Here is a 5,596-nt window from a genome sequence, read left to right as displayed (position 1 = left end):
TCACCGGGGTTAGATAGCGCGACTTATCGAGGTGACGGACCTGACGTTGTCCGCGACCACCGGGACTGTCACCCTGGGGATCAGAGCCCCGGCCCGGGGCCTCCGGACGAGGGGTGCCGTACCCGGTGCGCGACAAGACGGCCCGCAGGAGGCCGTCATGGCATGGGTCGTACTCGTTCTGTCCGGAGTTCTCGAGGCCGTGTGGGCCAGCGCGCTCGGCCGCTCGGAGGGGTTCACGCGGCTGTGGCCCTCGGTGGTGTTCGGCGTCGCGCTTGTCGTGAGCATGGCCGGTCTGGCCTACGCGATGCGCGAGCTACCCGTGGGCACCGCGTACGCGGTGTGGGTCGGCATCGGTGCCTCGTTGACCGTCGTCTACGCCATGGCCACCGGGGCGGAACCCGCCTCGGCGATGAAGGTGCTGTTCCTCGTCATGATCATCGGCGGTGTGGTCGGGCTCAAGGCCGTCAGCTGATCCGCTGGCCGTACACGATGCACCGCATGATGTCGGAGTGCGGTCGTACGGTGGGGTGAACCGCATCCGAGCTCGCCGCCAGGCCGAGTCCAACCGGAAGGTCCCATCTCACCATGACCGCCATCAGCACAATCGACCGCGGACCGCGCGTGGTCGCCCGCAGCGTGACCGTGAACGCGCCCGCCGACGAGCTGTTCGCCCTCCTCAACGACCCACGCAAGCACGGACTCGTCGACGGGTCCGGAACGGTCCGCGACAACGTCCGGGGGCCGACCACCCTGCGCCCCGGCGCCAAGTTCACCACCGCGATGCGTATGTACGGCGTGCCGTACCGCATCACCTGCACGGTCACCGAGCACCGCGACACCCCGGTGGAGAAGGTGATCGAGTGGGCGCACCCCGCAGGGCACCGGTGGCGCTGGGAGCTCATCCCGACCGGTAACGGGAAGACGAAGATCGTCGAGAGCTTCGACAACCGGCCGTCCAAGCTCGGCAGGTTCTTCGAGATCGTGGGGATGTCCAAGCGGAACGCGGCGGGCATCACGGAGACGCTGTCTAAGCTGGCGGCGAGGTACGAGACCGCTGGATGACCACGGGATGACCACCACTGAGCGGATCGACGTGGTCACCGCTCGCCCTGTCGGCCGGTGATCTATGGTGGTCGGCGACACGGGGTGCTGCCCGCCCGGGCGGCTGAGATCACACCCGTCGAACCTGATCTGGGTCGTTCCAGCGAAGGAATGTCGATACGGCACCCGCCGCCACCGCAACGGGGCTCCCGGTGCCGTCGCCGATCCGCCGCGCCCTGCGCAGTCGAGGAGCGGAGGCGCATCGTCACCCTCGCCGGGAACACCGGGAAGTGAGTGGCAATGGATATCGGCAACAGCGCGCGGATCGACGAGCAGGTCGTCCTCGTCACCGGAGGCGCCCGCGGGCTCGGCGCGGACATCAGCCGCGCCTTCTCCAGAGAGGGCGCTCTCGTCGTCGTCAACTATCACCGCAGCGAGTCGGCCGCAGCCGACCTCGTCCGTGAGCTCGGCGAGGACCGCACGGTCGCACTCCGCGCCGACGTCACCGACGACGACGAGGTGCACGCCCTCGTCGACGCCGCCCGTCGCCACTTCGGCGCGCCCGTCACCACGGTCGTCAACAACGCGCTGGTCGACTTCGAGTTCAACGGAGACGCCCGCCCGCGACCCGAGACGCTGATCTGGCATGACTTCGACTCGCAACTCCGCGGCGCGGTCAAGGCCACCCTCGCCACGACCCAGGCGACGCTTCCGGGCATGCGCGAGGCCGGTTTCGGACGGATCGTGAACATCGGCACCAATCTGTTCCAGCACCCCGTCGTGCCGTACCACGACTACACCGCCGCCAAGGCCGCCGCGCTGTCGCTGACCCGGACCCTCGCCACCGATCTGGGACCGGACGGCATCACGGTGAACATGGTCTCCGGCGGTCTGCTGCGCACCACCGCCGCGAGCGCCGCCACGCCTGCAGAGGTGTTCGACCTCATCGCGTCGGGGACGCCGCTGCGCCGCGCGATCACCCCGGCCGAACTCGCCGACGCGGTGCTGTTCTTCGCCTCCCCGTGGGCGCGGGCCGTGACCGGGCAGAACCTCATCGTGGACGGGGGACTGGTCAAGGGGTGAGGCGCGGCGGCGCCGATCGCACCGAGGGCGCGCCCTCGCACCCGCGCGCCCTCGTGCCCGCGCGCCCTCGCGCCCTCACACGTGCGCGCCCTTGCCGGTGCCGGTCGGGTGGGGGAGGCTGGAGTCATGCAGTTCCCCTCGGTGGTCTTCTCGCGGACGGCCGGGGGCCGCCGGATCGCCGAGGCCGAGGCCGCTGTCGCCGAACTCGACCAGCGCCTCGCGGAATGGGACGAGCAACGAGCCCTCCTGGCCGCCGACGATCTCGGCAGCGACCCGCACCGGCACGTCCCGCGAACCTGGCCCGCCGTCGCCGAGTCCGCGGCCTCCGCCGCCGGGCGTCTCGCGGCTCCGCTGTCACCGGCGGCGCTGGAGGCCGAACGCTCCGAACTCCGATGGTCGGGCGTGGGCAAACTGATCGGGGCCGGCCTCTCGGCGGCGGTGCTCCTGGCTGTCCCGCTGACGCTCGTCCTCAACGCGGTGATCTGACGTGCCGCTGATCCTCGCGCTGGTGGTGTTCGCGGTCCTCGCCGGTGTGGTCGCGTGGATCGCGTCGACCGGATGGCTCGTGCGCTCCGGACTGGAGGACCTCGCCCGCCACCGTCGGCTCAGCCGGGGGACCGACCCGGCGCAGCTCACCGCCGAGCGCGCCGTCGACACCGCGCGGCGCACCCACGCGCTGGCCTCCGAGGCGCTCGCCGCGACCCTCGACCGCTGGTATGAACTCCGCTCCACGCTCGGCATCGGCACCCCGCTCGAAGCCGAGTACCCCGCCGTGAGGGACGCCCTCGACGGCGACCCCGCGTTCGCCCGCCTACTGGAGCGGGCGAACGACGCCCTGGTCGACAGCACCACCGACCGTCCGAGCAGAGTGGCCGACCTTCTCGCAGAGGCCGCCCGCCTGGACGCGCTGACGCTGGCCGTGCGCGACCGCATCTATCGGGCGAGACGCGCGCCGTGACCGGGCAGAACCTCATCGTGGACGGGACTGGTCAAGGGGTGAGCCTGTCAGGCCCTCCGAAATCCGCTACTCCGCCTCGGAATCCGCTACTCCCGTGGAGGTAGCGGATCCGCAGGCGGAGTAGCGGATGTCGAGCTGGGCGGGTCGACTGCCCGTCGTGCCGGGTCTCGGATCAGGGGGTGCCGGTGCCCTCGTCGGCGGCGGGGGAGGTGTTGGTGCCGCCGTCGTTGATCTCGAAGCGGGTCCACTTGCCGTCCATGTCTACCTCCATGGCGTACCCGAGCGCGTCGTCGGGGACCTCGACCGTCTTGAACCAGTCGTACGCCTTGGTGTCGTCAGCGAACTCCTTCTCCTCGATGACGTTCTGGTCGGGGTCCACTACGCGGTAACGGGGCATGCTTGCTCCTTCGAATCGATGGAATCCGGTCGTATCCGCAGTGTGGGTGATCCGGCGTCATCTCGCATCCGGTTGAAGCCCGTCGATCGCCAGGCCCGTCGACCGCGCGGCCTGGCCGGTGGTCACCGCGCGACCGGCCCGGGCGGCGCGGGCGCCGAGGTGACCGCGGTGCTGCCCGTGCGCAGGTACTCGACCACGGCGTCGTCGACGACCCCGTTGCCCTTGGCGACCTGCCCGTGATCGCCGCCGTCGACGGTGATCATGTGCGCGCCCATCCGGTCCGCCAACGCGCGGGCGCCGTGCAGCGGGGTCTGCGGGTCCGCCACCGAGTTGATCAGCAGCGGCGGCACCTCGAGCGCGTCACCGCTCACCTCGACGGGCGTAGTGACGGCGGGAGCTCCGGCACATGCCGCGCCCGAGCTGAACATCAGGCCGGTGGCGTCGAAGATGTCGCCGGTGACGAACTGGGTCCACAGGAAGCCCGGGTAGTCCAACGGTCGCGGGGCCACGCGGTTCTCGTTGCAGAGGATCGCCGATTGCATGTTCACCGCGATCAGCGCCTCCGCGGGCACGGCCGGCATCTCCGGATCGACCATGCCCAGGGGCGTGCCGTCGCGCAGGGCCGCCGCCAGCATCGGCCAGCCCTGCGACTGCGGCGCGAGGCTCCGGGTCGCGGCGAGAGTGATCGACCGCGACTGCATCGCGCCGGGGTTGAGCAGCTGCCGCGCGAGGCCCTCCAGCTGCGCCCGCGCCGGGCCGGTCAGCGTCGTACCGTCGATCCACGCCTGAGCCAGGGCCTGCCACTCCGCCGGCACATCGCCCACGCGCGCGGGCGGCGGAGCCAGTGTCGGGGTGGTGCCGGCCTCGGCGAGCACCCGCTCGGTCCAGCGCTGATACACCTTGAGCGGGGTGTCGCCCAGGCCGTACGTGGCGTCGTTGGCCGCGATCCAGTCGAACATGTCGTGCACACGCCGCTTGTGCGGTTCGTTCTGCTCGAGCAGGACCTGGTTCCACATCCAGTCCGGGTGAGCGCCCGAGTCCAGCACGACCTTGTCCGTGTGCTGGGGGAACAGCGTCGCGTAGGTGGAGCCGAGCAGGGTGCCGTAGGACAGGCCGTGGATCGAGATCCGCTCCTCGCCGAGCGCCAGTCGCACCTGCTCCCAGTCGCGGGCGGTGTTCTCGGTGGTCAGGTGTCGCCAGTCGTCGCCGCTGACCGATTCGCACGCCGCCCGGTGCGCTCCGCCGACGTTGGTCGCCAACATCAGGACGTCCGCCGGGTTCAGCGGAGCGCACTGCAGGGGCCCGGCGTGGGCGAGTCCCCGGGGCTGCACGCCGATCAGATCCCACTCATCGCGCAGGGCATCGGGCCAGGTGAAGAGTTCGTTGTCGTCGAAGTAGGTCAGGGAGTCCCCGCCCGGTCCTCCCGCGTTGCCGAACAGCACCCCGCGCCGGGCGTCCGGGTCGCGGGCCGGGAGCTTGGATATGGTCACGTCGATGGCCTCGCCGTCCGGCCGCGAGTAGTCCTGCGGGACGGTCACCGTCGTGCAGACCGCGCCGGGGGTGGACACGGTGTCGGGGCACGCGCCCCAGGTGGGCGCGGCGTGCGCGGCCGGTGCGGTGGTGGCGGCGCCCTGGACGACGACGAGTCCCGCCGCCACGAGCACCGACGCCATTGCCGAGGCGACGTGACGAGCGGCGGACGGGAGGAGTGCTGAACGGCGGCTGTGCATGTCGCCCAGTCTTTCAGGATGGCGCCCCCGTTGCTGCCGACCGTCCGACATTGCCATTGCCTGTCAGGGGACGATAGCGATGTCGTAGCGCCAAGTTAGCGTCGCCGCATGACGAGCATTCCCGAGTCTCTTCTTGTGGCGATTCCCGCTCTGGTGGGGGCCTTAATCACAGCCTCCGTGGGTCGAGAGCGGTTCTCCCAGAAGATCGACAGGCTGTCGGCCGCGCTCGAGCGGGTCAGCGGACGCGCTCATCTGGAAGCGGAGTTGGAATCGCTCAGCGCGGAGGCGGTTGCCCGGTATCGCGCGGCTCAGGCTGTACGATTTCTCACCATACTCGGGACCTTCTCGGCGTTCTACACGATGTTGCTGTCGACCGTTTACAGGCCC

Annotated in this window: 8 protein-coding genes and 2 riboswitches; of the genes, 6 read left to right on the top strand and 2 right to left on the bottom strand. The window is 70.5% G+C overall.

The window, feature by feature from the left end; translation table 11 throughout:
* Positions 1 to 80: 80 nt before the first annotated feature.
* Positions 81 to 147: riboswitch (guanidine-III (ykkC-III) riboswitch) on the top strand.
* A 10-nt stretch (positions 148 to 157) separates the two neighbouring features.
* The 5 genes from DCI01S_RS15755 to DCI01S_RS15735 all read left to right on the top strand — a co-directional run bounded on the left by DCI01S_RS15755 (position 158) and on the right by DCI01S_RS15735 (position 3,082).
* Positions 158 to 472: a DMT family transporter gene (locus DCI01S_RS15755; RefSeq protein ID WP_061230096.1), complete on the top strand. Its 315-nt coding sequence runs from the start codon at positions 158 to 160 to the stop codon at positions 470 to 472.
* 113 nt (positions 473 to 585) lie between these two features.
* A complete protein-coding gene (locus DCI01S_RS15750; protein ID WP_061230095.1) occupies positions 586 to 1,062 on the top strand; it encodes an SRPBCC family protein in 477 nt (158 codons plus the stop codon).
* Between the two features lie 70 nt (positions 1,063 to 1,132).
* Positions 1,133 to 1,230, top strand: a riboswitch (TPP riboswitch).
* Positions 1,231 to 1,341: 111 nt separating this feature from the next.
* The gene (locus tag DCI01S_RS15745) at positions 1,342 to 2,124 is read left to right on the top strand and encodes a 3-oxoacyl-ACP reductase (protein WP_061230094.1); all 783 of its coding nucleotides are present in this window, start codon (positions 1,342 to 1,344) and stop codon (positions 2,122 to 2,124) included.
* 126 nt (positions 2,125 to 2,250) lie between these two features.
* Positions 2,251 to 2,610, top strand: coding sequence for a hypothetical protein (locus DCI01S_RS15740; protein ID WP_061230093.1), 360 nt, complete (start codon positions 2,251 to 2,253; stop codon positions 2,608 to 2,610).
* Between the two features lies 1 nt (position 2,611).
* A complete protein-coding gene (locus DCI01S_RS15735; protein WP_061230092.1) occupies positions 2,612 to 3,082 on the top strand; it encodes a hypothetical protein in 471 nt (156 codons plus the stop codon).
* A gap of 172 nt (positions 3,083 to 3,254) precedes the next feature.
* Here DCI01S_RS15735 and DCI01S_RS15730 read toward each other — a convergent pair whose 3' ends face one another.
* A complete protein-coding gene (locus tag DCI01S_RS15730) occupies positions 3,255 to 3,479 on the bottom strand; it encodes a hypothetical protein (RefSeq protein WP_007627087.1) in 225 nt (74 codons plus the stop codon).
* Between the two features lie 122 nt (positions 3,480 to 3,601).
* The gene (locus DCI01S_RS15725) at positions 3,602 to 5,209 is read right to left on the bottom strand and encodes an alpha/beta hydrolase (protein WP_070721337.1); all 1,608 of its coding nucleotides are present in this window, start codon (positions 5,207 to 5,209) and stop codon (positions 3,602 to 3,604) included.
* Positions 5,210 to 5,317: 108 nt separating this feature from the next.
* Here DCI01S_RS15725 and DCI01S_RS15720 point away from each other — a divergent pair.
* Positions 5,318 to 5,596 (top strand): hypothetical protein (locus DCI01S_RS15720; RefSeq protein WP_156482640.1); only part of this gene is annotated, 279 nt, incomplete at its 3' end.

It is taken from the genome of Dietzia cinnamea NBRC 102147 (assembly GCF_001571065.1).
Lineage (GTDB): Bacteria > Actinomycetota > Actinomycetes > Mycobacteriales > Mycobacteriaceae > Dietzia > Dietzia cinnamea.
Note: the sequence above shows the minus strand (reverse complement) of the source record. Positions and strands in the feature narration are given on the sequence as shown.

Excerpts from the sequence above, each read along its gene's own strand:
- DCI01S_RS15755 (WP_061230096.1), top strand. The coding sequence starts at position 158 with ATGGCATGGGTCGTACTCGTTCTGTCCGGAGTTCTCGAGGCCGTGTGG.
- DCI01S_RS15750 (WP_061230095.1), top strand. The coding sequence starts at position 586 with ATGACCGCCATCAGCACAATCGACCGCGGACCGCGCGTGGTCGCCCGC.
- DCI01S_RS15745 (WP_061230094.1), top strand. The coding sequence starts at position 1,342 with ATGGATATCGGCAACAGCGCGCGGATCGACGAGCAGGTCGTCCTCGTC.
- DCI01S_RS15740 (WP_061230093.1), top strand. The coding sequence starts at position 2,251 with ATGCAGTTCCCCTCGGTGGTCTTCTCGCGGACGGCCGGGGGCCGCCGG.
- DCI01S_RS15730 (WP_007627087.1), bottom strand. The coding sequence starts at position 3,479 with ATGCCCCGTTACCGCGTAGTGGACCCCGACCAGAACGTCATCGAGGAG.
- DCI01S_RS15725 (WP_070721337.1), bottom strand. The coding sequence starts at position 5,209 with ATGCACAGCCGCCGTTCAGCACTCCTCCCGTCCGCCGCTCGTCACGTC.